Source organism: Paraburkholderia sp. MM5384-R2 (assembly GCF_014201025.1).
GTDB classification, from domain to species: Bacteria; Pseudomonadota; Gammaproteobacteria; order Burkholderiales; family Burkholderiaceae; genus Paraburkholderia; species Paraburkholderia tuberum.
Map to the genome: position 1 here is coordinate 32,521 of NZ_JACHDI010000012.1, position 25,846 is coordinate 58,366.

The 25,846-nt window shown below is 63.0% G+C and carries 24 protein-coding genes; 4 read left to right on the forward strand and 20 right to left on the reverse strand.

The annotated features are described in order from the left end of the window. Positions 1-6 precede the first annotated feature (6 nt). The 20 genes from folC to HDG37_RS19750 form a co-directional block, all read right to left on the reverse strand. Complete coding sequence (gene folC / locus HDG37_RS19655) at positions 7-1,317, reverse strand: bifunctional tetrahydrofolate synthase/dihydrofolate synthase (RefSeq protein ID WP_184050543.1); 1,311 nt, start codon at positions 1,315-1,317, stop codon at positions 7-9. Positions 1,318-1,638: 321 nt separating this feature from the next. Continuing rightward, on the reverse strand, positions 1,639-2,511 hold the full coding sequence (gene accD / locus HDG37_RS19660) for an acetyl-CoA carboxylase, carboxyltransferase subunit beta (RefSeq protein ID WP_090808311.1): 873 nt from the start codon (positions 2,509-2,511) through the stop codon (positions 1,639-1,641). A 79-nt stretch (positions 2,512-2,590) separates the two neighbouring features. Then, complete coding sequence (trpA, locus tag HDG37_RS19665) at positions 2,591-3,403, reverse strand: tryptophan synthase subunit alpha (protein ID WP_184050545.1); 813 nt, start codon at positions 3,401-3,403, stop codon at positions 2,591-2,593. A gap of 80 nt (positions 3,404-3,483) precedes the next feature. Beyond that, positions 3,484-4,398, reverse strand: coding sequence for a site-specific DNA-methyltransferase (locus HDG37_RS19670; RefSeq protein ID WP_184050547.1), 915 nt, complete (start codon positions 4,396-4,398; stop codon positions 3,484-3,486). Between the two features lie 9 nt (positions 4,399-4,407). Next, complete coding sequence (trpB, locus tag HDG37_RS19675) at positions 4,408-5,601, reverse strand: tryptophan synthase subunit beta (RefSeq protein WP_184050549.1); 1,194 nt, start codon at positions 5,599-5,601, stop codon at positions 4,408-4,410. Positions 5,602-5,661: 60 nt separating this feature from the next. Further along, a complete protein-coding gene (locus HDG37_RS19680) occupies positions 5,662-6,372 on the reverse strand; it encodes a phosphoribosylanthranilate isomerase (protein ID WP_184050778.1) in 711 nt (236 codons plus the stop codon). Next, entirely contained in the window at positions 6,369-7,181 is an 813-nt protein-coding gene (gene truA / locus HDG37_RS19685) for a tRNA pseudouridine(38-40) synthase TruA (protein WP_184050551.1), read from the reverse strand. Before truA ends, HDG37_RS19680 begins: the two co-directional genes overlap by 4 nt. Continuing rightward, the gene (locus HDG37_RS19690) at positions 7,178-9,871 is read right to left on the reverse strand and encodes a FimV/HubP family polar landmark protein (RefSeq protein WP_184050553.1); all 2,694 of its coding nucleotides are present in this window, start codon (positions 9,869-9,871) and stop codon (positions 7,178-7,180) included. Before HDG37_RS19690 ends, truA begins: the two co-directional genes overlap by 4 nt. A gap of 139 nt (positions 9,872-10,010) precedes the next feature. Beyond that, positions 10,011-11,132, reverse strand: coding sequence for an aspartate-semialdehyde dehydrogenase (asd, locus tag HDG37_RS19695; protein ID WP_184050555.1), 1,122 nt, complete (start codon positions 11,130-11,132; stop codon positions 10,011-10,013). A gap of 360 nt (positions 11,133-11,492) precedes the next feature. Next, complete coding sequence (gene leuB / locus HDG37_RS19700) at positions 11,493-12,560, reverse strand: 3-isopropylmalate dehydrogenase (protein ID WP_018433950.1); 1,068 nt, start codon at positions 12,558-12,560, stop codon at positions 11,493-11,495. Positions 12,561-12,650: 90 nt separating this feature from the next. Continuing rightward, positions 12,651-13,304, reverse strand: coding sequence for a 3-isopropylmalate dehydratase small subunit (leuD, locus tag HDG37_RS19705; protein ID WP_018424120.1), 654 nt, complete (start codon positions 13,302-13,304; stop codon positions 12,651-12,653). Positions 13,305-13,388: 84 nt separating this feature from the next. Beyond that, entirely contained in the window at positions 13,389-13,544 is a 156-nt protein-coding gene (locus tag HDG37_RS19710) for an entericidin A/B family lipoprotein (protein ID WP_221312081.1), read from the reverse strand. 7 nt (positions 13,545-13,551) lie between these two features. Next, the gene (leuC, locus tag HDG37_RS19715; RefSeq protein WP_090808290.1) at positions 13,552-14,961 is read right to left on the reverse strand and encodes a 3-isopropylmalate dehydratase large subunit; all 1,410 of its coding nucleotides are present in this window, start codon (positions 14,959-14,961) and stop codon (positions 13,552-13,554) included. A gap of 297 nt (positions 14,962-15,258) precedes the next feature. Further along, positions 15,259-16,560, reverse strand: coding sequence for a citrate synthase (gene gltA, locus HDG37_RS19720; RefSeq protein ID WP_184050559.1), 1,302 nt, complete (start codon positions 16,558-16,560; stop codon positions 15,259-15,261). Between the two features lie 72 nt (positions 16,561-16,632). After that, positions 16,633-16,905: a succinate dehydrogenase assembly factor 2 gene (locus HDG37_RS19725; RefSeq protein WP_018424116.1), complete on the reverse strand. Its 273-nt coding sequence runs from the start codon at positions 16,903-16,905 to the stop codon at positions 16,633-16,635. 84 nt (positions 16,906-16,989) lie between these two features. After that, on the reverse strand, positions 16,990-17,694 hold the full coding sequence (locus HDG37_RS19730) for a succinate dehydrogenase iron-sulfur subunit (RefSeq protein WP_090808286.1): 705 nt from the start codon (positions 17,692-17,694) through the stop codon (positions 16,990-16,992). Between the two features lie 26 nt (positions 17,695-17,720). Further along, positions 17,721-19,496, reverse strand: coding sequence for a succinate dehydrogenase flavoprotein subunit (sdhA, locus tag HDG37_RS19735; RefSeq protein WP_184050561.1), 1,776 nt, complete (start codon positions 19,494-19,496; stop codon positions 17,721-17,723). A gap of 4 nt (positions 19,497-19,500) precedes the next feature. Further along, complete coding sequence (sdhD, locus tag HDG37_RS19740) at positions 19,501-19,869, reverse strand: succinate dehydrogenase, hydrophobic membrane anchor protein (protein ID WP_184050563.1); 369 nt, start codon at positions 19,867-19,869, stop codon at positions 19,501-19,503. A 3-nt stretch (positions 19,870-19,872) separates the two neighbouring features. Next, positions 19,873-20,289: a succinate dehydrogenase, cytochrome b556 subunit gene (gene sdhC / locus HDG37_RS19745; protein WP_090808277.1), complete on the reverse strand. Its 417-nt coding sequence runs from the start codon at positions 20,287-20,289 to the stop codon at positions 19,873-19,875. A 157-nt stretch (positions 20,290-20,446) separates the two neighbouring features. After that, on the reverse strand, positions 20,447-21,247 hold the full coding sequence (locus tag HDG37_RS19750; RefSeq protein ID WP_184038002.1) for a GntR family transcriptional regulator: 801 nt from the start codon (positions 21,245-21,247) through the stop codon (positions 20,447-20,449). 538 nt (positions 21,248-21,785) lie between these two features. Between HDG37_RS19750 and HDG37_RS19755 the strand changes: the two genes are divergently transcribed. The 4 genes from HDG37_RS19755 (at position 21,786) to HDG37_RS19770 (ending at position 25,833) form a co-directional block, all read left to right on the forward strand. Next, positions 21,786-22,769 carry a malate dehydrogenase gene (locus HDG37_RS19755; RefSeq protein ID WP_184050564.1) on the forward strand — a complete coding sequence of 328 codons (984 nt, stop codon included), beginning with the start codon at positions 21,786-21,788 and terminating at the stop codon, positions 22,767-22,769. Positions 22,770-22,960: 191 nt separating this feature from the next. After that, on the forward strand, positions 22,961-23,977 hold the full coding sequence (locus HDG37_RS19760) for a CoA ester lyase (protein WP_184050566.1): 1,017 nt from the start codon (positions 22,961-22,963) through the stop codon (positions 23,975-23,977). Between the two features lie 54 nt (positions 23,978-24,031). After that, positions 24,032-25,219 (forward strand): 2-methylcitrate synthase, encoded by a 1,188-nt coding sequence (prpC, locus tag HDG37_RS19765; protein ID WP_090808268.1) that lies wholly within the window; start codon positions 24,032-24,034, stop codon positions 25,217-25,219. A gap of 101 nt (positions 25,220-25,320) precedes the next feature. Then, positions 25,321-25,833 carry a hypothetical protein gene (locus HDG37_RS19770; protein ID WP_184050568.1) on the forward strand — a complete coding sequence of 171 codons (513 nt, stop codon included), beginning with the start codon at positions 25,321-25,323 and terminating at the stop codon, positions 25,831-25,833. Positions 25,834-25,846: the final 13 nt, after the last annotated feature.

Genomic DNA, 25,846 nt, shown 5'->3' on the forward strand with positions numbered 1-25,846 from the left:
GCCCGCTCAGTGTTGCTGCGATTTCCGGTAGGCCATCACACCCGCTACCGTATAGAAACTGCCGAAAACCACGATTCTATCATTCTCTGACGCACGTTTTAGCGCGTCCTGGAAAGCCTGCGCCGGCGTCGCATAACGCATGACGCTGCTGTCGGCGCCGTCTTCCACGCCCAGCTCGCGCAACACGGTTTCCAGCTCTTGCGCGGACGCGGCGCGCGGGGTCGGCAGATCGGTCACGCACCAGTGATCGATCTCGCCTTTCAGATGACTTAGCACGCCGGCGATGTCCTTGTCGCGCATCGCGCCGAACACCGCGTACGTGTATGGGAAAAAGCCCATGTTGCCGAGGTTTTGCCCGAGCACCGCGGCGGCATGCGGATTGTGGCCGACGTCGAGCACGATGGCCGGCTTGCCCGGCAGCACCTGGAAACGGCCCGGAAGATCCACGTTGGCGATGCCGAGCCGGATGTCCTGCGCGGACACCGGCAGACGGTCGCGCAAAGCTTCGAGCCCGGCCAGCGCCGCCGACGTATTGATCAGCTGATTCGCGCCGCGCAGCGATGGATACGCGAGCGCCGAGCGCCGCAGCGTCGGGCCGACATAGCTCCACTGCTGTCGCTCGCTGCCGGCCTGGCCTTCGTAACGGAAATCGCGGCCGAACAACCACAATTGCGCCCCGATCTTTTCCGCGTGATCGATCAACGATTGCGGCGGCACCGGGTCCGCGCAAATCGCGGGCTTGCCGGGACGGAAGATACCGGCTTTTTCGAACGCGATTTTTTCGCGCGTGTCGCCGAGATAATCGGTGTGGTCAATATCGATGCTCGTGATGATCGCGCAGTCGGTGTCTAGGATATTGACCGCGTCGAGACGGCCACCGAGGCCAACTTCGAAAATCACCGCGTCGAGGCCGCGCGACGCGAACAGGCTCATGATCGCTAGCGTCGTGAATTCGAAGTAGGTCAGCGTGACCGGTTTGGTGAGACTCTGGCGCGCGGCCTCGACGGCTTCGAAGTGCGGCAGCAGATCTGCGTCGCTTGCCATTGCCCCGTTGATGCGCGCGCGCTCGTTGAACGACAACAGATGCGGCGACGTGTGGCAGCCGACCGTATAGCCCGCGCGCAGCAGGATCGCTTCGAGAATCGCGCAGGTCGAGCCTTTGCCGTTCGTGCCGCCGACCGTGATGATCGGGCACGCAAACGATAGCTGCATCGCATCACGCACCTGGGAGATGCGGCCCAAACCCATGTCGATGCCGACCGGATGCGCGGATTCAAGGTGCGTGAGCCACGCGTCGAGAGTGGGGAATGTCGTCATCGGGTGAATCTTGAGTGAGTCGCGGTAGTTCGGTTCTGCAGTGCCGCGAAGGGTGCTGGTCAGGCGGTCGCGGTAGAGGGTCGCGGGTCGCCGGTCATGGGCGTAGGCCGTTGCGCGGTTTATGCGCACAAACCCGCGCCTTGAGCCGCGCCAGCTTCGGCTTCGACCGCTGCCGCATCGCAGGCGACGGTAATTATCCTGGAAATGACAGCGCGCCGCTTGATTGCTCACGCGGCGCGCTATTTTTTTGATTGCTTCTCTGGCTCCGCCGCGTCTTCGACAGCGCGGCGAAAGAGCGGCAAATGCGGTGCTGCCCGGCCTTTACGCGACCGCGTCCGCCGGCTGATGGCTCAACAGCGCCAGCAATTGCGCGATCTCTTCGCGCAGCTTGCGACGATCGACGATCATGTCGATCGCGCCCTTTTGCAGCAGAAACTCGGCGCGTTGGAAGCCTTCCGGCAGTTTCTCGCGCACGGTCTGTTCGATCACGCGCGGACCAGCAAAGCCGATCAGCGCCTTCGGTTCGGCGATCACGACGTCGCCGAGGAATGCGAAACTCGCGGACACGCCGCCCATCGTCGGGTCGGTCAGCACCGAGATGAATGGCAGCCTAGCTTCCGCCAGCTTCGTGAGCATCGCAGTGGTCTTTGCCATCTGCATCAACGACAGCAAGCTTTCCTGCATCCGCGCGCCGCCCGAAGCGGTGAAGCAGATGAACGGCACCTTCTGTTCGAGCGCGTTCTGCGCGCCGCGCGCGAAACGCTCGCCGACCACCGAACCCATCGAGCCGCCCATAAACGAGAACTCGAAGTTCGCCACGACGACCGGCAGCGTGTGAATCGCGCCGCCCATCACGACCATTGCGTCGGTCTCGTCGGTTTCGTCCATCGCCTCTTTAATGCGCTCAGGGTACTTGCGGCTATCTTTGAACTTCAGCGCGTCGACCGGAACGATTTCCTGGCCGATTTCGTAGCGGCCTTCCGGATCGAGCAGGCTGTCGAGCCGCTCACGTGCGCCGATGCGCATGTGATGGTCGCACTTGGGGCAAACATGCAGATTGGCCTCGACGTCGTTGCGATACAGCACGGCTTCGCACGACGGGCACTTGATCCACAGGCCTTCCGGAATTCCCTTGCGGTTTTTCGGGTCGGTTTGTTTGATTTTCGGCGGCAGCAGCTTATCGAGCCAGCTCATAGGGAATCCTTCTGGGTCAGCAGTCGCGCGAACGGCGAGACGAGCCCGCCGCTCACGTTACCGCGACAAAAAATAACTGTTATCGGGCAGTCGCGACGCTGTCGAGCGCCTCGCGCACCTCGGCAACGAAACGCGTGAGCGTCTCGGCAGCGGCGTCGGGCGCTGCCTGTTCGAGCAATTGAACGATACGGCTGCCGATCACGACGGCATCGGCCACCTCGCCCACCGCACGCGCCGTTTGCGCGTCGCGAATGCCGAAACCGACGCCCACCGGCAGGGGGACGCGCGACTTGATGGCCGGGATTTTACTCGCGATGCTGGAAACGTCCAGATTTGCTGCGCCGGTGACCCCTTTCAGCGACACATAGTAGACGTAGCCGCTGGCGATGCGGCCGACTTCGGCAATACGTTCGTCGGTTGAAGTCGGCGCGAGCAAAAAGATCGGATCGATCCCGGCAGATCGCATCTGTTCCGCGAAGTTTGCGCACTCTTCAGGCGGATAGTCGACCACCAGCACGCCATCGACACCGGCTTCCTTCGCGGCTTTCGCGAAGGCCTCGGCGCCCATTCGCTCGATCGGATTCGCATAGCCCATCAGCACGACCGGGGTTTTGTCGTCGGCTTCGCGGAAGCGTTTGACGTCGGCCAGCACATGGCGTAACGACACGCCCTTCGCGAGCGCGCGTTCAGACGACTGCTGAATGACAGGACCGTCTGCCATTGGGTCGGAAAACGGCACGCCTAGTTCGATCACATCGGCGCCGCCGGCGGCGAGGGCGCGCATGAACTCGACCGTGCGAGCCGGGTCCGGGTCGCCAGCGGTCATGAACGGGATCAGGCCTTTCTTACCTTGGGCGGACAGCGCGGCAAACGTGTTCTTGATACGGGACATGGAAGTACTCTCGAATTAGGGCTATTGCGCGCCCATTGCCGCGCGCTTTTCGGCGAACTTAGCGGCGCATCTCGCGCTTTTCACTGCACTTCGGTCGACGGCTGCACTTTTGGTCTGGCTCGGGTCCGACGGGGCGCAGCAGGCGTAGCGGCGGCGCTGACGCGCTCGCGCGCTATCGCACAATAGCTCTCGTTGATCTCATAGCCGACGAATTCGCGCTGATGACGGACGCAAGCGACTGCGGTGGTGCCGCTGCCCATGAATGGGTCGAGCACGCGGCCGCCCTTCGGGCAGCTGGACAGTACCATCCGCTCGACGATTTCCAGAGGTTTCTGGGTTGGATGCGCAACGCGCTCGGCATGCTGCCGATGCAGACGCGATACCGACCAGACATCCTTCGGATTATAGCCAAGCTCCAACCACTTGCTTCCTTCGAACAACTTTCGCGAACGCGCCTTCTTCGTGACTGCATCATACGGGATGCGGACGGGATCGAGATCGAAGAAGTAGTCCTTCGACACCGCGAAAAAACCGATGTTGTCATGCACTGACGTGAAGCGGCGCGTGGTGCCGCCCATACTCGGCACGCGCCGGTCCCAGATGATTTCGTTGACCATCGTGAGTTTCGTCTTCAGGAAACTGAAGATTTCCGGCGCGTATTGCCAGGTGCAGAAGATATAGAGCGACCCTGTTGGCTTGAGCTTCGGTACAGCGAGCTCGAGCCAGCCGCGCGTCCAGACGAGAAATTCCTCGCCCGTGCGCATGTCCGAGTCGTTGCCATAGTCCTTCCCCAACCCATAAGGCGGATCGCAGACGATCAGGTCGATCGACTCATCGGGAATGTTCGCTACATCGGTTAGAAAATCGCGGTTTAACAGCTGAATGCCGGCCGGCACGTGCGCCAGCAGCGGTGCGGATGCCGCGGCCGCCGGGACATCGGCGGCCGGATTCGTGGATTCAATCGCCGGCTGCGGCTCGTCGAACTCGTCGCGCATCGTCGCGGCTCAGAACTGGATACCCGATCGCTCAGCGACCGTGTGCATGTCCTTGTCGCCGCGGCCCGACAGGTTGACCAGCAGAATCTTGTCTTTCGACAAGGTCGGCGCGAGTTTCGTAGCGTAAGCGAGCGCGTGGCTCGACTCCAGCGCAGGAATAATGCCCTCGATGCGGCAGCAATCGTGGAACGCCTTCAGGGCTTCTTCGTCGGTGATGCCTACGTATTGAGCGCGATTGCTCTCTTTTAGCCACGCATGCTCGGGGCCGACGCCCGGGTAGTCGAGGCCTGCCGACACCGAATGGGTCTCGATGATCTGGCCGTCTTCGTCTTGCAGCAGATACGTGCGGTTACCGTGCAACACGCCGGGACTACCGCCGATCAGCGATGCCGCGTGACGACCCGTTTCGAGGCCGTCGCCGGCCGCTTCGACGCCGATCAACTGCACGGAATTATCGTCGATATACGGGTAAAAGATCCCCATCGCATTCGAACCGCCGCCAACACATGCGATGACGGCGTCCGGCTGGCGGCCAGCGAGTTCTGGCATCTGCACGCGGCATTCGTCGCCGATCACTCGCTGGAAGTCGCGCACCATCATCGGGTACGGATGCGGACCCGCAACCGTGCCGATGATGTAGAACGTGTTTTCGACGTTGGTGACCCAGTCGCGCATCGCTTCGTTCAGCGCGTCCTTCAGCGTGCGCGACCCCGATTCGACCGGCACGACCGTCGCGCCGAGCAGTTTCATGCGATAAACGTTCGCGGCCTGGCGGCGCACGTCCTCGGCGCCCATGTACACCACGCACTCCATACCGAAGCGCGCGCAGATTGTTGCCGTGGCCACGCCGTGCTGACCGGCGCCGGTCTCAGCGATCACGCGCGGCTTGCCCATGCGCTTGGCGAGCAGCGCCTGGCCGATCACGTTGTTGATCTTGTGCGCGCCGGTGTGATTCAGGTCTTCACGCTTCAGATAAACCTGCGCGCCGCCGAGCAATTCGCTCCAGCGCTGGGCGTGATAGATCGGGGACGGGCGACCCACGAAATACTTCAATTCGCGCTCGTACTCGGCGACGAACTCCGGGTCTTTCTGATATTTCTCGTACGCTTCACGCAACTCGTTGAGTGCGGAAAACAGCGTTTCGGCGACGAACACACCACCAAATTGGCCGAAGTGGCCTCTTTCGTCAGGCAAGTTGTACATGGTGATCACTCTTCTCAGGATGGCTCGCGGCTTTCATCGGAAAGCGCCCGCGAGCCTGAATCATTCAGCGTCCGCAGCGCGCACCGCGCGTACGAATGCCGCCATCCGGGCGTGATCCTTCACGCCCCGGGCGCCCGCTACTTCGATGCCGCTCGAGACATCGACCGCGTACGGGCGCACGCGATGGATCGCATCACTGACGTTTTGCGCGTTCAACCCACCACTCAAAACGGCCCGATGCGCGAGCTCTGCTGGAATAAGTGACCAATCGAAAACCTTCCCACCGCCGCCGTAGCCTTCGACATGGGTGTCGAACAGAAGACCACTGGCTGCTGAATAGTTGAACGCCGATTTTACCAAATCGGCCGACCGAGTATCCGCCGCAACTCGCAACGCGCGCAACCAAGGCAAACCCGCAACGCCGGCGAGCGCCTCGCACTGCTCAGGCGTCTCGTCGCCGTGGAACTGCAACAGCGTCAGGTTGACGTTGCTCGCGACTTCGTGAACCCATTCCGGCGTAGCGTTGACGAACAGACCGACGACCGACACGAACGGCGGCACCTCGTGCACGAGTTCGACCGCTTGCGCGACGCTCACCGCGCGCGGGCTCGGCGGATAGAACACGAGGCCGATCGCGTCGGCGCCGAGGTCGATCGCGTGTGCAATGTCGACGGGTTTCGACAGTCCGCACAGCTTGATGCGCGTGCGATGTGGCACGCCTTGCAAGGCGGTGGCGTCGGTCTGAATGGCGGGGTTCTCTGCTGCTTTCATGTTTCCGGTTGTTCGGTCCATACGCTGCTCCACGGCACGCTGCCCGTCGCCGGGTCGGGCACGCCGAATCGCTCAGGATAGCCCACTTGCGCGAGGTACAAGCCGTCGGGCATGAAGGTCGGCGCCGCGCAATCGCGGCTACGGCTCGCGAGCACGTCGGCCATCCACGCGGCCGGGCGGCGGCCGCTGCCGATTTCGATCAGACAGCCCATCACGTTGCGCACCATGTGATGCAGGAACGCGTTCGCGCGGAAGCGGAAATGCACGAAGTTACCCTGTCGTTTGACGTCGATCTGGTACAGGTGCTTGAACGGCGTCTTCGACTGGCATTGCGACGAACGAAACGCCGAAAAGTCATGCCCGCCGATCAGGTGCTCGGCGGCCGAGCGCATCGCGTCGACGTCGAGTGGCGTGTGCACCCAGCCGGCGCGCGTCGTGAGCATCGGCGAGCGAACCGGACTTACGTACAGCACGTAGTAATAGGTCCGCTCGAATGCCGAAAACCGCGCGTGAAAATCGTCGGGCATCGGCTTGGCCCATTGCACGGCGATCGTCTTCGGCAGAAACGCGTTCGGGCCGCGCACCCAGGAGATCTCGAGACGATCGAGGTCGGTGTCGAAATGCACGACCTGACCCAAGCCATGCACACCGCGGTCGGTGCGGCCGGCGACCACCGTCTGCACGGGCGTGCGCATGAATTCGCGCAGCGCCCGTTCGAGCTCGTCCTGTACCGTGTTGCCATGCGGCTGCGACTGCCATCCAGTGAACGCGGCGCCGTCGTATTGCACGCCCAATGCGATGCGCTTCACGACAGCGGTGCGAGAGTCGAAAGCAACGCGCGGGCTTCGGTGCGCGTGGCTGGATCGTTTGCTTCGATCACTTCGTTGATGAGCGCGCGGGCGCCCGCCAGATCGCCGAGCTCGATGTACTCGGAGGCCAACTCCAGCTTGTTGCGCGCGATGCGGCCGAGATCGGCCGGTGTGAAGGCCGGCAATGGCTGAGCCGGGCTCGGCGGCAACTCGAGGTCGAAGTCGAGCTTCAGCGCGCCGAAGCCGGCCGCGCCGAGGCCCGCGACGGCGCCGTGGCCGGCTGTGCCGGCGGCGATCTGGTCGGCGATGTGCGGGGCGTCGTCGTCCGCGCCATGGACGCCGAAGGCCTGCTGCGCGGTCGTGTCGGGCGATGCGACCGGTTGCGTCGAAAGCGACGTGGAAGGCTCCGCTTCGCCGACGGTGGGCACTTCGATGCGCGGCGGCAGCGGCATGTTGAGGCTGCCGAACGCGTCGACGGCCTCGCGCGGGAACTCGGTCGGTGCGGACGGCGCGGGTTCCGTAGGCACGGGGATGTCGCTGAACGGCTGACCGAACGACGTAGTGGCGCGCGGTTCGATCTGATGTTGCGTGAAATCGATCACTGGGGGTGGAACGTTCAAGGGGGACTGCGGTTCGGCCGTCGCGGTGTGCGACGCTGTCGAGGGCGGTTCCGCGGCGCTTGAGCTCGGGGTTGTCGTCGTGCCTGTCGTTTTCTCCGCGGTCGGACTTTCTGTGGGTTCCTCGTCCCATTGCAGGCGATGCGCGTTCTCGTCCTGCGCCGCGGCGCCAACCGGTTCGAGCGGTCCCAGCGGCAACGCGTCGGCGCCGAGTTCTGCCGCGGCGGCGAGATTGGCGGCCGTCGCGGCGGAGAGCAGCGTCTCGTCATGGGCGGCTGCGACCGCCGGTGGTTCGCTGGACAGTTCGCTTTGGCTGGGTAGCGGGATGCTGGCGAGTGGCGCCGTTGGTGCAGTAGGTTCGGGCGTGCCTGCTTGCTGTGCCGCCTGTTCTTCTGCGGCGCGCTCGGATGCGCTGCGTTCTGCTGCTATGCGTTCCGCTTCCGCATGTTCGGCGGCGACGCGTGCTGCTGCTTGTTCGGCTGCTGCTTGTTCCGCTGCTGCTTGTTCCGCCGCGGCGTGTTCTCCGGCCGCTGCTCGCTCTGCTGCGGCTCGCTCCGCTGCCGTCTGCTCGGCTGCTGCACTTTCCGCTGCGGCTTGCTCGACTGCTGCACGTTCGGCTGCCGCGCTTTCTGCTGCGGCTTGCTCGGCTGCTGCACGTTCCGCAGCCGCACGTTCCGCTGCGGCGCGCTTGGCCGCCGCCGCCTCGGCCACCGTGCGCTCCGCTGCTACCCGCTCCGCAGCCGCGCTTTCTGCCGCTGCCTGTTCGGCTGCCGCACGTTCCGCAGCCGCATGCTCTGCTGCTGCGGCCTGCCGTGCAACCTCTTGATCTTGCGCGTCCGATCCCTCCGTGACCGCCGCCTGCCCCTCCGCCGCGCTGCCATTGCGCGAATCGGCCTCACGCGCGGGTCTCGCCATTTCTGCATCAGTTGCCTGGGCGGCCCGTGCCGCGGCCTCTTTATCGCGCTTGCGGCGACCCATGCGCAGAGCAGCGAGCAGAACGATCAGTGCCGCGCCCACGGCCGCCGCGATGCTCAAATCGCGCTGAGAGATGCCGGCCTCATTCGACGGCGACGTCGTCACATTCGCATGCTCCGGCGCCACGGCCGCGGTCGCAGCGGAACCTGCCGGTGCCGGCTGCGCAGCGCTCGTCGGCGTTGGGCCTGAAGCGACGGGCGCGCCGCCGATACCGTGCTTCTGCAACTCCATCAGCACGCGGTTTTTCAGCGCCAGCAATTGCTGCAGACTCGACACCTGCGGATGCGGCTGCGAAGCCGCCTGCGCGGCCGCTGCCGCTGCCGACGGCGCTTGTCCGGCGGGCGCGCTCGCCGCCGGTTGAATCGATCCGGCCCATTCCCGCGTGCCACTCGTCGCCACCGGCGCCGAACCGGCCACAGGCGCGGACGAAACCGCACCGCCCGCCGCCGCGCCGGTCGATACCGCCGCGCTGGCCGCGCCGGAAACCGTGGATGCGGCTGGCGTCGTCGCTTGAGCCGCCGCGCTGGCCGCACTCGCGGCGGCGGCGTTGACCTGCGCGACTGCACTCGCCGTGCTCGCGGCAGCCGCTGCGGCCGGCGCGGCAGTCGGCGCGGCAGCGGGCGCAGCCGCCGTGGACTCCGACGCCCCTGCCGCGGCCCCAGTCGACGAAACCGCCAAGGCCCCCGACGCATCGAGCGCCGGCACGATCAACACCGCTCCTACACGCATCCGGCTCGGATCGTGATTCATGAACGCGGCCGGATTCGTGTCGAACAATGCGTGCGTAGCGCGCGCGAGTACCGCCCGGTCATGCGACTGCGTAATAGCGATCGCGACATCGTTCAGCGACTGCCCTGCGTGTACGGTGTACTGAGAGCCCGCAGCGACAGCAACGACAGCGGTAGTGGAACTGACAGCGGAAGCGGCATCCGGCGCGCTCGTGGCACTAGCCGGCGCGGCAAGCGCATTGCCCGCACCTCCGCCGAGCAGCGCAAGGGCGAAAGTGGCACAAGCGGCCATCGCCGCCGGACGGCTGCTGATTCGCACCTTCTCGTGACGAATGGACATAGCCCGAAGAGCGGAGCGTCGAAAGTTCATCGGGACTCCTGGGCGCGTCAGCGCGCAGCCTTTTTTGCGAGTGGAAAGAGACAAGATGATCGAAGCACACAATGAAAAAAGCGCCGCGCAAGCGCGACGCTTCTTGAGTTGTCTACGCGTCGTGAGCGCGTAGTTTACTTTACTTGTCGAGCACAATGCGAAGCATACGACGCAGCGGTTCAGCCGCGCCCCACAGCAGCTGATCGCCGACCGTGAAGGCCGACAGATACTCGCCGCCCATCGCGAGCTTGCGCACGCGGCCGACCGGCACCGTCAGCGTACCGGTGACAACCGCCGGGGACAGATCGCGCATCGACGCTTCGCGTTCGTTCGGCACAACCTTGACCCAGTCGTTGCCCGACGCGAGGATGCTGTTCACTTCGTCGAGCGGCACGTCCTTGTTCAGCTTGATCGTGAGCGCTTGCGAATGGCAGCGCATTGCGCCGATCCGCACGCACAGACCATCGACGGGAATCGAACCAGGCGTGCCCATAGCCGGCTTGCCGAGGATCTTGTTGGTTTCCGCGCCGCCCTTCCACTCTTCCTTCGACATGCCGTTGCCGAGATCCTTGTCGATCCACGGAATCAACGAGCCCGCGAGCGGTACGCCGAAGTGGTCGGTCGGCATGCTGTCGCTGTTCATCGCTTCGAGCACGCGGCGGTCGATGTCGAGAATCGCCGAAGCCGGGTCTGCCAGTTCGTTCTTCACCGCGCCGTGCAGCGTGCCCATTTGCGACAGCAATTCGCGCATGTTCTGCGCGCCCGCGCCGGATGCGGCCTGATAAGTCATGGCCGTCATCCAGTCGACGAGGTTTTCGCGGAACAGGCCGCCTAATGCCATCAGCATCAGGCTGACCGTGCAGTTACCGCCGATGAAATTCTTCTGGCCTTTGACGAGCGCGTTCTTGATCACGTCGAGGTTGACCGGATCGAGAATGATGACCGCGTCGTCCTTCATGCGCAGCGACGATGCCGCGTCGATCCAGTAGCCGTTCCAGCCCGCCGCGCGCAGCTTCGGGAACACTTCGTTCGTGTAGTCACCGCCCTGGCAGGAAATGATCGCGTCGCACTTCTTCAGATTTTCGATGCTTGTCGCATCTTTGAGCTTGGTCTCGTTTTTGGCGAACGACGGCGCGTTGCCGCCTGCGTTGCTGGTGCTGAAAAACACCGGTTCGATCAAGTCGAAATCGCCTTCCTGCTGCATGCGTTGCATCAGGACGCTGCCGACCATGCCGCGCCAACCTACGAGACCTACGTTCATGACTTCATACCCTTCGAATGGAAACTTCCCCGCGTCTTTGCCCGCAGTGACCGCGCGGGGAAGATGGGCGGGCACGACGGACGATCAGCGCTTCGTGATCGTTTTCGGGGTAATGGTTTTGATGGTAATGGCGAACTCGATCGCACGGGCCGTTGTGCCGTGCATTTTGGAAATCGAGGAGATTTGGGAGATCTGAGCCATCACAAGAATATACACGAAAACGGAAAACTGGCGGCGCTCTTCGCCGTATGACGCGCAAATCGGCCTGTTTCAAGGCCCGATTCGCGTTTTTAAAAGGCCAGTATCGTTGACCTGACCACCGCATGCCCTCGCTCTGCGAGCGCATGCGGTGCACGCGTTTTACAGCGCGGCCACGACGGCATCGCCCATCGCGGCGGTGCCGACCTGCTTGCAACCCGGCGTGAGAATGTCGCCGGTGCGATAGCCCTGTTCGAGCACCTTCTTCACCGCGGTTTCGATGCGATCGGCCTGCTCCGCCTTGTTCAGCGAATAGCGCAGCATCATCGCGGCCGACAGGATCGTGGCGAGCGGATTGGCAACGCCCTTGCCGGCGATATCCGGCGCGGAGCCATGCGACGGCTCGTACAAGCCCTTGTTGTTCTTGTCGAGCGATGCCGACGGCAGCATGCCGATCGAGCCGGTCAGCATGGCCGCCTCGTCGGACAGGATGTCGCCGAACATGTTGCCGGTCACGATCACGTCGAACGACTTCGGCGCCTTCACGAGCTGCATCGCCGCGTTGTCGACGTACATGTGCGACAGTTCGACGTCCGCGTATTCCTTCGACACGTCGATCATCACGTCCTTCCAGAACTGCGACGTTTCGAGCACGTTGGCTTTATCGACCGAGGTGAGCTTCTTGCCGCGCTTTTGCGCCGCCTGGAACGCGACGTGCGCGATGCGGCGCACTTCGGGTTCCGAATAGCGCATCGTGTCGAAGCCTTCCTTTGCGCCGGCGAACAGGCCGTCCGGCGACGTACGCACGCCGCGCGGCGCGCCGAAGTAGATGTCGCCGTTCAGTTCGCGCACGATCAGGATGTCGAGACCCGAAACGATCTCTTCCTTCAGCGACGATGCGCCCGTCAGTTGCGGGTAGCAGATCGCCGGACGGAAGTTCGCGAAAAGTTCCAGGTGCTTGCGCAGACCGAGAATCGCCTGCTCAGGGCGCAGCGCGCGTTCGAGCTTGTCGTACTTCCAGTCGCCGACCGCGCCGAACAGGATCGCGTCGGCTTCCTTCGCGAGCGCGAGCGTCGAGTCCGGCAGCGGGTGGCCCTTCGCTTCGTAGCCCGCGCCGCCGACCGGCGCTTCTTCGAGTTCGAACTTCTCGCCGAGCACGTTCAGGACCTTGACGGCCTCCTTGACGATTTCGGGACCGATGCCGTCGCCCGGCAACACTGCGATCTTCATGCGAATTCCTTGATGATTTTGTTCGGATCTTCTGGCGCAAACCGACATTGGCGCGCGGACTTCACGCCCCTGACGCCCTCACGGTTTCGCTTAACGGACGAGGCGATTGTTCAGCCACGGTTGCTTCGCGAGACGCTCCGCTTCGAATTGGCGAATCTTGTCCGCGTGACGCAGCGTGAGGCCGATGTCGTCGAACCCGTTCAGCAGACAATACTTGCGGAACGCCGCGACTTCGAACGGATATTCGGTGCCGCCGTCGGCCGTGCGCACGACTTGCGCTTCGAGGTCGATCGTCAGCTCGAAGCCGTTGAACGCATACGTCTCGTTGAACAGATGATCGACCTGCTGTTCGGTCAGCACGATCGGCAGCACGCCGTTCTTGAAGCAGTTGTTGTAGAAGATGTCCGCGAAGCTCGGCGCGATCAGCGCGCGAAAGCCGTATTGCTGCAACGCCCAGGGCGCGTGTTCGCGCGAGCTGCCGCAGCCAAAATTCTTGCGCGCGAGCAGCACCGAGGCGCCCTGGTAGCGCGGCTGGTTCAGCACGAAATCCGGGTTCAGCGGACGCTTCGAGTTGTCTTGACCCGGTTCGCCGTGGTCGAGGTAGCGCCATTCGTCGAACGCATTCGGACCGAAACCCGTGCGCTTGATCGACTTCAGGAACTGCTTCGGAATGATCGCGTCCGTGTCGACGTTCTCGCGATCGAGCGGCGCCACGACGCCGGTGTGTACGATGAATTTATCCATGACGCTTGCGCCTGTTCAGGACCGGGCGATGCGACTGGCGGCTGGAACCCCCGCGCCGTATCGCCGGCAAAAATCAAAAACCGCTTATTTCTCAGCGTGATTGCTGATCGAATTGCCGAGGTGCGACATGTCCTGGCCGAATCCGTGCACCGTGTTGCAGCCGGCAAGACCGAGCAGGAGCCCGGCGAACGTGCCGAGTGCGAAGCGGCGCAATAGAGTGATGCGATTCATGTTCTTCATCTGCGATTTATCCGAGCTTGCGAATGTCGACGAAATGCCCTTCGATGGCCGCAGCCGCGGCCATTGCGGGGCTCACCAGGTGCGTGCGGCCACCAGCGCCCTGACGACCTTCGAAATTGCGGTTCGACGTGGACGCGCAACGCTCGCCCGGCTCGAGCCGGTCGGCGTTCATTGCCAGACACATCGAGCAGCCCGGCTCGCGCCATTCGAAACCGGCCTCGGTAAAGACCTTGTCGAGGCCTTCACGCTCCGCCTGCGCCTTCACGAGACCCGAACCCGGCACGACCATCGCCAGACGGATGTTCGGCGCGACGCGACGGCCGAGCTTCTTCACGACGTAAGCCGCGGCGCGAATGTCTTCGATGCGCGCGTTGGTGCACGACCCGATAAAGATTTTATCCGGCTTGATCGACTCGATCGGCGCGTTCGGCTCGAGCGCCATGTACTTGAGCGCGCGCTCCATCGCGTCGCGCTTGACCGGGTCCTTTTCGCGCTCCGGATCCGGCACGCGGCCGTCGATCGGCGTGACCATTTCCGGCGACGTGCCCCAGGTGACCTGCGGCACGATTTCGGCGGCGTTCAACTCGACCACGCGATCGAAATGCGCTCCGTCGTCCGACTTGAACTGCTTCCAGTACTCGACCGCGTGATCCCACTCGACGCCCTGCGGCGAGAACGGACGGCCTTTCAGGTATTCGACCGTGGTGTCGTCGACGGCGACCATGCCGGCGCGCGCGCCCGCTTCGATCGCCATGTTGCAGACCGTCATGCGGCCTTCCATTGTCAGCGAACGGATCGTCGAGCCGCCGAATTCGATCGCGTAGCCGGTGCCGCCCGCGGTGCCGATCTTGCCGATGATCGCGAGCACGATGTCCTTCGCGGTACAGCCGCGCGGCAATTGGCCCTCGACCTTCACGAGCATGTTCTTGCTCTTCTTCTGCAGCAGCGTTTGCGTGGCCAGCACGTGCTCGACTTCCGACGTGCCGATGCCGTGCGCGAGCGCGCCGAACGCGCCGTGCGTGGACGTGTGCGAGTCGCCGCAGACGATCGTCATACCCGGCAGCGTGGCGCCCTGTTCCGGCCCGATGATGTGAACGATGCCCTGACGCAGGTCGTTCATCTTGAACTGGGTGATGCCGAAGGCGTCGCAGTTGGCGTCGAGCGTATCGACCTGCAGCTTCGACACCGGATCGGCGATGCCGTGGCTGCGGTCCGTGGTCGGCACGTTGTGGTCGGACACGGCCAGGTTCGCGCTGATGCGCCACACCGGACGCTGGGCGATTTTCAGGCCTTCGAACGCCTGCGGGCTGGTCACTTCATGCAGCAGGTGACGGTCGATGTAGAGAATCGTGGTGCCGTCGTCTTCCGTGTGGACCACGTGCGTGTTCCACAATTTGTCGTAGAGGGTCTGTGCCATGGTATGCGGGGTAGTAATGACTGCGGGCTGACTGTGTCGATTGATTATGCCACGCTGCACGCCGCGATGGGCTGCTCAGCCGACGAAAAAACCGATAAAAAACATGGAGTTGGCTGGTAGTGGCAATACCTGTATCGTCGTTACCCGGCAAGCGTTGGCCCCAGCGACGCGTAGCTGCCGCCGAAACGGAAAACGCCCCAACGGTAGACCCGTCGAGGCGTTTTATTCACTCGGATTTCGCGCTTTTGCACGGCACGAATGCCGCTGCGAAGCGCGCGTATCGAGGTCGATCAGCGATCAGCGCTGTGCGATCGGCTTCGCTTCACGCAGCGTCTCGCCGATGAACAGCTGACGCGGACGGCCAATCTTCTGCTCGGGATCGGCGATCATTTCGTTCCACTGCGCGATCCAGCCAACCGTGCGTGCCATCGCGAAGATACACGTGAACATCGACGTCGGAATGCCCAGCGCGCGCTGCACGATACCCGAGTAGAAGTCGACGTTCGGGTACAGCTTGCGCGACACGAAGTATTCGTCTTCCAGCGCGATCTTTTCGAGTTCCATCGCGAGCTTGAACAGCGGATCGTCGTGCAGGCCCAGCTCTTCGAGCACTTCGTAGCAGGTCTCGCGCATCAGCTTCGCGCGCGGGTCGTAGTTCTTGTACACGCGGTGGCCGAAGCCCATCAGCTTCACGCCCGAGTTCTTGTCCTTCACCTGCTTGATGAACTCAGGAATGTTGTCGACCGAGCCGATTTCTTCCAGCATGGTCAGCGCGGCTTCGTTCGCGCCGCCGTGCGCCGGGCCCCACAGACACGCGATACCCGCCGCGATACACGCGAACGGATTCGCGCCCGACGAACCGGCGAGCCGCACGGTCGACGTCGACGCATTCTGCTCGTGGTCAGCGTGCAGGATCAGGATACGGTCGAGCGCGCGCACCAGCACGTCGTTGACCTCGTACTCTTCGCACGGGTTCGAGAACATCATGCGCATGAAGTTCGCGCTGTACGACAGGTCGTTCTTCGGATACACGAACGGCTGGCCGATGCTGTACTTGTACGCCATCGCGACCAGCGTGGGCAGCTTCGCGATCATGCGAATCGCCGACACTTCGCGGTGATGCGGGTTATTGATGTCGAGCGAGTCGTGATAGAACGCGGACAGCGCGCCGACCGCGGCGACCAGAATCGCCATCGGATGCGCGTCGCGGCGGAAGCCGCGGAAGAAGAACTGCATCTGCTCGTGCACCATCGTGTGCCTCGTGACGGTGCCGACGAATTCGGTCTTCTGCTTCTGGTTCGGCAGCTCGCCGTTCAGCAGCAGGTAGCAGGTTTCGAGAAAGTCGGCGTTTTGCGCGAGGTTGTCGATCGCGTAGCCGCGGTAGAGCAGTTCGCCCTTGTCGCCGTCGATGTAGGTAATCGCCGAATTGCACGCCGCCGTCGACATGAAGCCCGGGTCGTACGTGAATTTGCCGGTCTGGCCGTACAGTTTGCGAATGTCGATCACATCCGGGCCAATCGTGCCCTTGTAAATCGGCATTTCGACGCTCGGCGAATTGTCGCTGAACGATAGCGTGGCTTTAACATCTGACGGGGTCATAGCACATCCTCAATCGAAGTATGGATACAGGGTTTCGATAATTGCACGCCTGGAACAACGGACTGGCGGCGCTCAAGCGTTGCGCAGCAACTCCAGAACCCGGACCACGTCCGGGTCGGCCAGATCGCCTTCTGGTTCCTTGCGCGCGAGCAGCAAGTCCATCAGGTCGTTATCGCTCAGCTCGAGCAGGCGCGTGAGTGCGCCCACGTCGGCATCGCTGAGGTCATGCTCATATCGGCTGAAAAAACGCTCGAAAATCAGGTCGTTTTCCAGCAGGCCCCGCCGTGCGCGCCAGCGAAGACGCGCGCGGCGGAGAGGGTCGGACTGATGCGATGTTTCGGTCATGTCGGTACACCCCGCGCCGCGCCCGGACGCACTGACCGCCCTCTCGGGGGCAGCGCGCGCCAGGGAGCGCGGAGCTCATTGATACTAGACAGCGCGGCGAACCATCAATTCCTTGATCTTGCCGATTGCCTTGGTCGGGTTCAGGCCCTTCGGACAAACGTCGACGCAGTTCATGATGGTGTGGCAACGGAACAGACGGTACGGATCTTCCAGGTTGTCGAGGCGTTCGCCGGTTGCCTCGTCGCGGCTATCCGCGATGAAGCGGTAGGCTTGCAGCAGACCAGCCGGGCCGACGAACTTGTCCGGATTCCACCAGAAGCTCGGGCACGACGTCGAGCAGCTCGCGCACAGAATACATTCGTACAGGCCGTCGAGCTCGTCGCGTTCTTCCGGCGACTGCAGACGTTCCTTCTCCGGCGGCGGCGTATCGTTGATCAGGTACGGCTTGATCGAGTGATACTGGTTGAAGAACTGCGTGAAGTCGCAGATCAGGTCGCGCACGACGGGCAGGCCCGGCAGCGGACGCAGCACGATCTTCTGCGGCAGGTCGTTCAGGTTCGTCAGGCACGCGAGGCCGTTTTTGCCGTTGATGTTCATTGCGTCCGAACCGCACACGCCTTCGCGGCACGAGCGACGGAACGACAGGGTTTCGTCGAGCGCCTTCAGCTTGATGAGCGCGTCGAGCAGCATGCGTTCGTGCGAGTCGATTTCGATCTCGTACGTCTGCATGCGCGGAGCGGCGTCCTTGTCCGGATCGTAGCGGTAAATTTCAAATGTACGCTTGGCCATTTCTCTGAATTCCTTTGACTTGTGCCTTAGAAGGTACGCGCTTTCGGCGGAACCGATTCGACGGTCAGCGGCTTCATGTGAACCGGCTTGTAGTCGAGGCGATCGCCTTCGCTGAACCACAACGTATGGCGCAGCCAGTTTTCGTCGTCGCGATGTTCGAAGTCGTTCTGCGCGTGCGCGCCACGGCTTTCCTTGCGCGCTTCGGCGGAGACCATCGTGGCGCGTGCCACTTCGATCAGGTTCGCCACTTCGAGCGCTTCGATGCGAGCCGTGTTGAACACCTTCGACTTGTCCTTCAGATGGATGTTGTCGACGCGTGCGCCCACTTCGCGGATGGCTTCGACGCCTTCGGCCAGCAGAGCCGAGGTACGGAACACGCCAGCGTGCTTCTGCATCGTGCCGCGGATGTCGTTGGCGACCGACTGTGCGTACTCGCCCGACGACGAGTTATCGAGCTTCGCCAGACGCGACAGCGCGAAGTCGGCTGCATCGGCCGGTAGCGGCTTGTGTTCTTTCAGTTCCTTCACGTGCTTGACGATGTGGTTGCCGGCAGCGCGGCCGAACACCACGAGGTCGAGCAGCGAGTTCGTGCCGAGACGGTTCGCGCCGTGCACCGACACGCACGAGCATTCGCCCACTGCATAGAAACCGTTGACGACTTCTTCGTGGCCGCGCGGCGTACCGACGACCTGGCCGTTGATGTTCGTCGGAATACCGCCCATCTGGTAGTGGATGGTCGGCACGACCGGGATCGGCTCTTTAATGCAGTCGACGTTCGCGAACTTCAGCGCGATTTCCCGGATCGACGGCAGACGCTTCATGATCGTCTCGGCGCCGATGTGCGACAGGTCGAGCAGCACGTGATCCTTGTTCGGACCGACGCCGCGGCCTTCCTTGATTTCCTGGTCCATCGAACGCGAGACGAAGTCGCGCGGCGCCAGATCCTTCAGCGTCGGCGCGTAGCGTTCCATGAAACGCTCGCCGTTCGAGTTACGCAGAATACCGCCTTCGCCGCGCACGCCTTCGGTGATCAGCACGCCCGCGCCGGCCACGCCGGTCGGGTGGAATTGCCAGAATTCCATGTCCTGCAGCGCGATGCCCGAACGGGCCGCCATGCCGAGGCCGTCACCGGTGTTGATGAACGCGTTGGTCGATGCCGCGAAGATCCGGCCCGCGCCGCCCGTGGCGAACAGCGTGGTCTTGCCTTCGAGGATGTAGACGTCGCCGGTTTCCATTTCCAGTGCGGTCACGCCGAGCACGTCGCCGTCGGCGTCGCGGATCAGGTCCAGCGCCATCCATTCGACGAAGAATTGCGTCTTGGCAGCAACGTTCTGCTGGTACAGCGTATGCAGCAGCGCGTGACCGGTACGGTCAGCCGCCGCGCAGGCGCGTTGCACCGGCTTTTCGCCGTAATTCGCAGTGTGGCCGCCGAACGGGCGCTGATAGATCGTGCCGTCCGCGTTACGGTCGAACGGCATGCCCATGTGTTCGAGTTCGTAGACGGCGTTCGGTGCTTCACGGCACATGAACTCGATCGCGTCCTGGTCGCCGAGCCAGTCGGAGCCCTTGATCGTGTCGTAGAAGTGGTAGTGCCAGTTGTCTTCGCTCATGTTGCCGAGCGAAGCGCCGATGCCGCCCTGGGCAGCGACGGTGTGCGAACGCGTCGGGAACACCTTGGACAGCACGCAGACCGACAGACCGGCACGCGCGAGTTGCAGCGACGCGCGCATCCCCGAGCCGCCCGCGCCGACGATGACGACGTCGAAGCGGCGACGCGGCAGAGAATTCTTGATTGCAACCATGCTTTTATACTCTCCAGAGAATCTGCGCAGCGTAGCCCGCACATGCGAGCAGCCAGATGATCGTCAGCACCTGGAGGACGAGACGCGCGCCAACGGGCTTCACGTAATCCATCCAGATGTCACGGATACCAACCCACGCGTGGTAGAACAGCGAGAGAAGCGTGACGAACGTGGCGAGCTTCATCCACTGCGTCGCGAAGATCGACGCCCAGCCGTCGTACGAAAAGTCGCGCGCGAGGAAGAACCACGCGAGCAGAATCACCGTGTACACCGCCATCACGCAGGCGGTGACGCGTTGCGCGAGCCAGTCGCGCAGACCGTAATGCGCGCCGACGACGAGACGCTTCGAACCGATTCGGTTATTGGCTGACATTTTTTAGAATGCTCCGAACAGTTTTGCCGCGAATGCGATGGTAAGCAGCGACGACACGACGATCACCACGATGGAGGTCGATTTGCCCTTCTCTTTCGACACGGCATCATGATTCGTATCCATCACGAGGTGACGGATGCCGGCGCAGAAATGGAACAGGAAGGCCCACGCGAGAACCAGCGTGATCAGCTTGACGATGATGTTGGAGAGGAAGCCTTTGAATACTTCGAAGCTCAGTTCGGAAGTCAGGCTCTGATCGAAGAGGAACAGCAGGAACGGAAGGAAGAGAAACAACAAGGCACCGCTCACGCGATGCAGAATCGACACGCGCCCCGCCAGCGGGAGACGGTATGCCGTCAGTATTTGCCCAATACCGATGTTCCGGAATTCCGGCCTCGGTTTTTTTACGGCTTCTGCCATGCTAGACCCCTACTATGTAGTCACACTAATCCGCAATTTTAGCGCCTTTTTATATCGCGCTGCAGCGAAAACCACGCTGGGTCCTTTGCGGCGCGCGCATTGAAAGCGCCTTCCGATTGGCACGCGTGTGGGACGCCGCGCCTCGTTTCAGCCCGATTCAGCTCAGATCGTTCTGATAGTAATACCCGGTTGTGACATACCAACCTCGCCGGACTTCGACCGGGCGGTCCCCATAGGTATAGGACACGCGCTCGACCGACAGCAACGGAAAACCTGCCGGCACATGCAGCAGGTCCGCCACGGAAGGCTCCGCCGCGACCGCGCGGATTTTTTCCGTCGCGCGAATCATGCGGGTACCGAATTCCGTCTCGAACATCGCGTAGAGGGGACCCTTGTACTCCGACAGCCGCTCGAGCGTGAGCCCGCGGAACACGACGCCGGGCAGCCAGATCTCGTCGAGCACGGTGACTTCGCCGTCGAACTGCAGCAAACGCTTGATCAGCACGACCGGATCGGCCGGCTTCAGATCGAGTTGCCGCGCGATTTCCGCCGATGCGCGCAGCCGCCGACATTCGAGCAGACGGCTCACGTGCGGATGCTCGGCGCCGTCGTCGGCGAGCAACCTCAGGAAACGGAACTGCGCGCGCTCTTCGTTGTGCGTTGCAACGAAGGTGCCCTTGCCCTGGCGGCGCACCAGCAGGTTGTCGGCGGCGAGTTCGTCGATCGCCTTGCGCACCGTACCCTGACTCACCTTGAAACGCGCGGCCAGTTCGACTTCACTAGGAATGATCTCGCCCGGCTTCCATTCGCCGCTTTCGAGGCTCTGCGTAATCAAGCCCTTGATCTGCTGATATAAGGGGCTGAAGGTAGGCGACGCGGCAGCGGAAACAGCGGATACGCCTTCGCCGGCGGCCCCTTGGCCATTCGGGTTCACGGGATTCGCCGGGTTCGAATTCATGCGCGCATTTCATCATAAAGGGCTGGGACACGTCTAGGGTTTTCCCCGCGATAGATGTGTCTTATATAAGACATAAGATACTGTTGACTTTGTCTGTTTCGACTCCTACACTCCTTGTCGAGCAAGGGTTTGCGGGATTTTTCGGCGGCTGTTTGATGCAGCGCCGCGACGCTCCGGCAGCCACTCTGCACCATGCCGTCCCCTACGCAGTCCAGGTTTCGATTCGCCGCCATCCGTTGCATTCGCGCGCTGTCTCCGTGTTGCACCCGCTGGCCCGACGCTTGCCGAAACGCGCTGTTTGCAGGAGCCCGCACCGTGCAGTTGCGGCCCCGGCCCGGCGTAAGCCCTGGGCCATCCCGTCCCGCTCCGCAGTACAGCTTTCCGGCACGGCGGTCTTGCCGTACGCGCCGCCCGGTCTCGCCAATTCCGAGCCCGCACGCGAACAGTGAATTCCGCCGTGTTTCATCACGCTTCGCTGAACGCGCATATAGAATGGCGTTTTCCCTAGCGTCTAACGCATCGTCCTGGAGATTTCTCAATGGCTAAGCCCGCAAAGCGCGTTGCCGTCACCGGCGCCGCAGGTCAAATCGCTTACTCCCTGCTATTCCGCATCGCCAATGGCGACCTGCTCGGCAAGGACCAGCCGGTGATCCTGCAACTGCTCGATCTGCCGCAAGCGCAAGCCGCCGTCAAAGGCGTCGTGATGGAACTGGATGATTGCGCATTCCCGCTGCTGTCGGGCGTCGTGATCACGGACGACCCGAAGGTCGCGTTCAAGGACGCCGACATTGCACTGCTGGTCGGCGCGCGTCCGCGTTCGAAGGGGATGGAGCGCAAGGATCTGCTGTCGGCCAACGCCGAAATCTTCACGGTTCAGGGCAAGGCGCTGAACGCCGTCGCCAGCCGCGACGTGAAGGTTCTGGTGGTCGGCAACCCGGCCAACACGAACGCATACATCGCCATGAAGTCGGCGCCGGATCTGCCGAAGAAGAACTTCACCGCGATGCTGCGTCTGGACCACAACCGCGCGCTGTCGCAACTGGCCGCCAAGTCGGGCAAGCCGGTCGCGTCGATCGAAAAGCTCGCAGTGTGGGGCAACCACTCGCCGACCATGTACCCCGACTTCCGCGTTGCAACGGCTGAAGGTCAGGACCTGACCAAGCTGATCAACGACGAAGAATGGAACCGCAACACGTTCATCCCGACCGTCGGCAAGCGCGGCGCGGCGATCATCGAAGCGCGCGGCCTGTCGTCGGCGGCATCGGCGGCTAACGCTGCGATCGACCACGTGCGTGACTGGGTGCTCGGCACGAACGGCAAGTGGGTCACGATGGGCATCCCGTCGGACGGCTCGTACGGCATCCCTGAAGACATCATCTACGGCGTGCCCGTGACCTGCGAAAACGGCGAGTACAAGCGCGTCGAAGGTCTGGCAATCGACGCGTTCTCGCGCGAAAAGATGGACGGCACGCTGCAGGAACTGCTGGAAGAGCGCGACGGCGTTCAGCACCTGCTCGGCTAAGCATCTGATGCCGATGAACCGGAACTCCGAAGCGTCAGCGCGGCGGGTTCCGGTTTTTTTCGTGTGAATGGCCGTGCGATCATCGCCATTCGCCTCTGATTCGAACGTGCTTTGCCGTTGCCCGACGGCACTCGCGCAGAGCACACCCGAATCCGACATCCTTAATTTTCACCACGCCCCACACGCCGAAGATGCGCGTTCTCACACCCGCCGAAGTGCTGTTTGAGGGCGAAGCGCCGCCCGCTGTGCTGCCTGCCTGCGATCACTACGCGGGCAGCGAAAAGCTGATGCTGAAGTCGCTCGCGTTACAGCAGCAACTCGGCCCGGTGTTCGATATCACGCTCGATTGCGAAGACGGCGCGCAGGTCGGCCGCGAGGCCGAGCACGCGGAACTGGTCGCATCGCTACTGGGCACCGAGCATGACCGCTTCGGCCGCGTCGGCGTGCGCATCCACGACTTCGCTCACGCGCACTGGCGCGACGACGTACGCCTCATTCTGCGCACCGCAAAGCGAGCACCCGCTTACATCACGCTGCCGAAAATCCGCAATGTTCACGATGCCGCCGAAATGATCGCGTTCATCGAGGCGACGCGGCGCGAGCTCGGCCTCGCGCAGCCGGTGCCGGTGCAGTTGCTGGTCGAAACCCACGGCGCGCTTACGCGTGTGTTCGAACTCGCCGCGCTGCCGGGCGTCGAGGCGCTGAGCTTCGGCCTGATGGACTTCGTCTCCGCGCACGACGGCGCGATCCCCGATACCGCGATGCGCTCGCCGGGCCAATTCGATCATCCGCTCGTGCGGCGCGCGAAGCTCGAGATTTCGGCGGCCTGCCATGCGTTCGGCAAGGTGCCGTCGCACAACGTCAGCACCGAAGTGCGCGACATGAGCGTGGTCGCGAACGACGCACAGCGCGCCCGCAACGAGTTCGGCTACACGCGCATGTGGAGCATCCACCCCGCGCAGATCGAGGCGATCGTCGCCGCGTTCGCGCCGCGCGACGAAGAAATCGCGACGGCCGCCGAAATCCTGCTGGCCGCGCAGTCCGCGCATTGGGGCCCGACGCGTCATGGCGATACGCTGCACGACCGTGCGAGCTACCGCTATTACTGGTCGGTGCTGCGCCGCGCGCAAACCACCGGCCGCGCTGTTCCACAAGAAGCGGCGCCGCTTTTTGCGCAAGTGGCCGCCAACGGACAGTCTGTGGCATAAGCGACGCGTTTTTCAAACGGCAGCGATGAGCCGGCACACAGGAGAAGGCGGAACATGAGCGAGACGACGCAAGCCGCTGGCGCAACAGGCGGCAACGAAACGCAAAGCGGCTTCAAACCGAAAAAATCCGTCGCGCTGTCGGGCGTGACTGCGGGCAACACCGCGCTGTGCACGGTCGGCAAGACCGGCAACGATCTGCACTATCGCGGCTATGACATTCTCGACATCGCCGAGGCGTGCGAATTCGAGGAGATCGCGTATCTGCTGGTCCACGGCAAGCTGCCGACCCAGGCCGAACTGACCGCGTACAAGACGAAGCTGAAGTCGATGCGCGGCCTGCCGGCCAACGTGAAGGCCGCACTCGAATGGATTCCGGCCGCCGCGCATCCGATGGACGTGATGCGCACCGGCGTGTCGGTGCTCGGCACCGTGCTGCCCGAGAAAGACGACCACAATCTGCCCGGCGCGCGCGATATCGCCGACAAGCTGATGGCCTCGCTCGGCTCGATGCTGCTGTACTGGTATCACTACTCGCACAACGGCAAGCGCATCGAGGTCGAAACCGACGACGATTCGATCGGCGGTCATTTCCTGCATCTGCTGCATGGCGTCGAGCCGTCGAAGGCGTGGGTCGATGCGATGCACGTGTCGCTGAACCTGTACGCGGAGCACGAGTTCAACGCGTCGACGTTCACCGGCCGCGTGATCGCGGGCACGGGCTCGGACATGTACTCGGCGGTCACCGGCGCGATCGGCGCGCTGCGCGGCCCGAAACACGGCGGCGCCAATGAAGCCGCGTTCGAAATCCAGTCGCGCTACCAGACGCCTGACGAAGCCGAAGCCGACATCCGCCGCCGCGTCGAGAACAAGGAAGTCGTGATCGGCTTTGGCCATCCCGTCTACACGATCTCGGACCCGCGCAACAAGATCATCAAGGAAGTCGCGAAGAAGCTATCGAAGGAAGCGGGCAACACGAAACTGTTCTCGATCGCCGAACGGCTCGAATCGGTGATGTGGGACGCGAAGAAGATGTTCCCGAACCTCGACTGGTTCAGCGCGGTGTCGTATCACATGATGGGCGTGCCGACCGCGATGTTCACGCCGCTGTTCGTGATCTCGCGTACGGCAGGTTGGAGCGCGCACATCATCGAGCAGCGCGTCGACAACAAGATCATCCGTCCGAGCGCGAATTACACCGGACCCGAGAATTTAAAGTACGTGCCGCTAAATAGGAGAAAATAGCGATCGCTGCGCGCTCCACAGCGCGTGCAGTTCAACCCGCGCGGCCGCCGGACCGGTCGTCCGCGCACTGTTTAACTGATTTTGATAGAAAGGTTTTCTCCATGAAAAAGCTGATGATCGCCGCCATGATTGGCGCCCTGTCCACGACGATGCTGACCGTCGCGACTGACGCCACCGCTGCGGACACGGCCACCACCACGAAGAAGCCGGCCACCAAGGCCGTCGCGAAGCGCCCGGAGCCGCGCCGCCTGATCAAGCGCAAGCCGAATCCGACGAAGGAAGCGAAGGTCGATCCGATCCCGGAAGGCGCTGAAAAGTGGGCGTGCAAGGACGGCCTTGCTTTCGAAATGAAAGGCGACATGAAGCGTGACCAGATCGTCGTGGTTCACTGGGCGAACAAGAACTACAACCTGCCGCGCGAAGCGACCACGACGGGCGCCGACCGCTTCCACGACGCAGCATCCGGTATGGACCTCGTCGTGATCCCGACGAAGGCCATGCTGTTCCAGGACAAGGACAGTTCGCGCCTCGCCGACGAGTGCAAGACGGTCGCCATGGAACAGGGCGCGCCGGCTGCAACGCAATCGAACGCGATCAACAAGACCGGCAACTGATTTTCGCCGCCAG

Bases quoted from the DNA above. Each gene is read 5' to 3' on its own strand.
- leuB (WP_018433950.1), bottom strand. From the start codon at position 12,560: ATGAAGATCGCAGTGTTGCCGGGCGACGGCATCGGTCCCGAAATCGTC.
- HDG37_RS19770 (WP_184050568.1), top strand. From the start codon at position 25,321: ATGAAAAAGCTGATGATCGCCGCCATGATTGGCGCCCTGTCCACGACG.
- HDG37_RS19730 (WP_090808286.1), bottom strand. From the start codon at position 17,694: ATGGCCAAGCGTACATTTGAAATTTACCGCTACGATCCGGACAAGGAC.
- prpC (WP_090808268.1), top strand. From the start codon at position 24,032: ATGAGCGAGACGACGCAAGCCGCTGGCGCAACAGGCGGCAACGAAACG.
- trpB (WP_184050549.1), bottom strand. From the start codon at position 5,601: ATGTACAACTTGCCTGACGAAAGAGGCCACTTCGGCCAATTTGGTGGT.
- gltA (WP_184050559.1), bottom strand. From the start codon at position 16,560: ATGACCCCGTCAGATGTTAAAGCCACGCTATCGTTCAGCGACAATTCG.
- sdhC (WP_090808277.1), bottom strand. From the start codon at position 20,289: ATGGCAGAAGCCGTAAAAAAACCGAGGCCGGAATTCCGGAACATCGGT.
- HDG37_RS19670 (WP_184050547.1), bottom strand. From the start codon at position 4,398: ATGCGCGACGAGTTCGACGAGCCGCAGCCGGCGATTGAATCCACGAAT.
- HDG37_RS19710 (WP_221312081.1), bottom strand. From the start codon at position 13,544: ATGAAGAACATGAATCGCATCACTCTATTGCGCCGCTTCGCACTCGGC.
- HDG37_RS19755 (WP_184050564.1), top strand. From the start codon at position 21,786: ATGGCTAAGCCCGCAAAGCGCGTTGCCGTCACCGGCGCCGCAGGTCAA.
- HDG37_RS19750 (WP_184038002.1), bottom strand. From the start codon at position 21,247: ATGAATTCGAACCCGGCGAATCCCGTGAACCCGAATGGCCAAGGGGCC.
- HDG37_RS19690 (WP_184050553.1), bottom strand. From the start codon at position 9,871: ATGAACTTTCGACGCTCCGCTCTTCGGGCTATGTCCATTCGTCACGAG.
- HDG37_RS19760 (WP_184050566.1), top strand. From the start codon at position 22,961: ATGCGCGTTCTCACACCCGCCGAAGTGCTGTTTGAGGGCGAAGCGCCG.
- sdhA (WP_184050561.1), bottom strand. From the start codon at position 19,496: ATGGTTGCAATCAAGAATTCTCTGCCGCGTCGCCGCTTCGACGTCGTC.
- HDG37_RS19725 (WP_018424116.1), bottom strand. From the start codon at position 16,905: ATGACCGAAACATCGCATCAGTCCGACCCTCTCCGCCGCGCGCGTCTT.
- leuC (WP_090808290.1), bottom strand. From the start codon at position 14,961: ATGGCACAGACCCTCTACGACAAATTGTGGAACACGCACGTGGTCCAC.
- trpA (WP_184050545.1), bottom strand. From the start codon at position 3,403: ATGTCCCGTATCAAGAACACGTTTGCCGCGCTGTCCGCCCAAGGTAAG.
- accD (WP_090808311.1), bottom strand. From the start codon at position 2,511: ATGAGCTGGCTCGATAAGCTGCTGCCGCCGAAAATCAAACAAACCGAC.
- asd (WP_184050555.1), bottom strand. From the start codon at position 11,132: ATGAACGTAGGTCTCGTAGGTTGGCGCGGCATGGTCGGCAGCGTCCTG.
- HDG37_RS19680 (WP_184050778.1), bottom strand. From the start codon at position 6,372: ATGAAAGCAGCAGAGAACCCCGCCATTCAGACCGACGCCACCGCCTTG.
- sdhD (WP_184050563.1), bottom strand. From the start codon at position 19,869: ATGTCAGCCAATAACCGAATCGGTTCGAAGCGTCTCGTCGTCGGCGCG.
- folC (WP_184050543.1), bottom strand. From the start codon at position 1,317: ATGACGACATTCCCCACTCTCGACGCGTGGCTCACGCACCTTGAATCC.
- leuD (WP_018424120.1), bottom strand. From the start codon at position 13,304: ATGGATAAATTCATCGTACACACCGGCGTCGTGGCGCCGCTCGATCGC.